This is a genomic window from Pseudoalteromonas sp. SG45-3 (assembly GCF_014164075.1).
GTDB lineage: Bacteria > Pseudomonadota > Gammaproteobacteria > Enterobacterales > Alteromonadaceae > Pseudoalteromonas > Pseudoalteromonas distincta.
This window is the reverse complement of record NZ_JACJEN010000051.1, coordinates 1-1,544: the sequence shown is the minus strand read 5'-3', so window position 1 is coordinate 1,544 and position 1,544 is coordinate 1. Positions and strand designations below refer to the sequence as shown.

The following is a 1,544-nucleotide window of genomic DNA, read 5'->3' as shown; positions in this document are numbered from 1 at the left end:
TTCGATAATGTTACGCCACTGCTCAAGGCTACGTGTTTTTCTCATGGCTATCTCCTAATTGAAATTAAGAAATAGCTTAATCGGTTTGACGAATTACTGGCAGGTGCACTTTGCTAGACGCTTACCTACGATCCAGTCCTCTTCGGGACAACTGCATTCATCACTCTGTCTTGACTCAATGAACTCATAGCAATGACTCATTTGTGCAAACGAACCATCCATATAAACCCTTAATCCAATTTCACTAACTTGTATTCAGTTTTACCTGCTCTGATAGTGCATTCGTCCTCACTACCTTGTAATTCCAGATCGAAATTGATTGGATAAATGGCTGCTACAATATAGTGCTCGCCGACAACAAACTTATCATCGTTTATGCAGCTACCTTCTTTGCGACCAAGCCACTCGACCTTATCACCAATAGCAACCTTGCCATGTAGAGCTATGACATTGCCGTTAATACCACAGACTACTGAACCATATTTTCGGCTTTCTACCACCATTACGCTCTCCTTATTCCAATTAAACTATTTGTTCTTTTTATTCCATACGTTCAGAGCGTTTTTGAGGTACTGAATTGGCTCAGGCATAGGATGTGTTTTCCCTGGCTTAGTTTTGCGTTCATGTTTCGCATGTTCACGCTCAATCTTGCTCCAATCCTTCGGGTAAAGCTCTTGAAACTTATTAATGAAGTCATCAAATGAATATCCTTCGTTTAACTCACCAACCACATTTTCGATTTTTTCATCTTTCTTCGTTATTACAGCCATTATTTTTCCCTTTAAGCCAGTTGAACATTTTACTTTTGTGAGTAGCGCTTAATTAAACGCCACTGGCAAAAGCTTGAATTCCAACATTTAATCTCATATCAATGACTCCACTTGTACATACAGCATCATTAGTAAATCACTAAGTGCTCGGATACCATCCAGTATTAGAGAAAGTAAAATCAGGAGATAATCTACAGCTCAATGTTAAACATTACGTGGTACAACATCCTCACTGATTTTAGAGCTTGGAGATAGCTAATCATCCAAAGCCTCAAGATACAAGTGGTACAGTGATTTTGGCCACCCATTAAGAAAGAAATGTTATGCTAATAAGCATACAAATTTGGGTGAAAAAATGACGAAATTAAAACGCGCAACGTATTCTGCAGCAATAAAATTAGAAACAGCTCAGCTTGTAGTTGACCAAAGTTATACTCAAGAAGAAGCAGCCAAAGCGATGGGGGTGGGTAAATCAACCGTCAGTAAATGGGTTACTCAATTAAAGCAAGAGCGGAATGGCCAGACACCATCTGCTTCGCCAATGACGCCCGAACAAATTGAAATCCGCGAACTTAAAAAGCAAATCCAACGCATCGAATTAGAAAAGGATATATTAAAAACCATGTTGCACTGACCACTTGATATCACCACCGCTCTCTTGATGTCCGACTCCCTGAACAATTCTCGTTAATTGAGAAACTAAATCAACGAGAGCGTTACCCAATTAGCGTGCTGTGTAACGTATTCAATGTGCATCGTAGCAGCTATAAATAT

Annotated in this window: 2 protein-coding genes and 1 pseudogene; 1 reads left to right on the top strand and 2 read right to left on the bottom strand. The window is 39.4% G+C overall.

Features of this window, described 5'->3' with window-relative positions:
- Positions 1-230: 230 nt before the first annotated feature.
- Together H5126_RS21185 and H5126_RS21180 are read right to left on the bottom strand one after the other, a co-directional pair.
- The gene (locus H5126_RS21185) at positions 231-503 is read right to left on the bottom strand and encodes a hypothetical protein (RefSeq protein ID WP_024589348.1); all 273 of its coding nucleotides are present in this window, start codon (positions 501-503) and stop codon (positions 231-233) included.
- Between the two features lie 24 nt (positions 504-527).
- The gene (locus H5126_RS21180) at positions 528-770 is read right to left on the bottom strand and encodes a hypothetical protein (RefSeq protein WP_024596403.1); all 243 of its coding nucleotides are present in this window, start codon (positions 768-770) and stop codon (positions 528-530) included.
- A 355-nt stretch (positions 771-1,125) separates the two neighbouring features.
- Between H5126_RS21180 and H5126_RS21175 the strand changes: the two are divergent.
- Positions 1,126-1,544 (top strand): annotated as a pseudogene (locus tag H5126_RS21175) (transposase); the annotation flags it as partial.

Coding starts and splice junctions, on each gene's coding strand:
- H5126_RS21185 (WP_024589348.1), bottom strand. CDS start 503: ATGGTGGTAGAAAGCCGAAAATATGGTTCAGTAGTCTGTGGTATTAAC.
- H5126_RS21180 (WP_024596403.1), bottom strand. CDS start 770: ATGGCTGTAATAACGAAGAAAGATGAAAAAATCGAAAATGTGGTTGGT.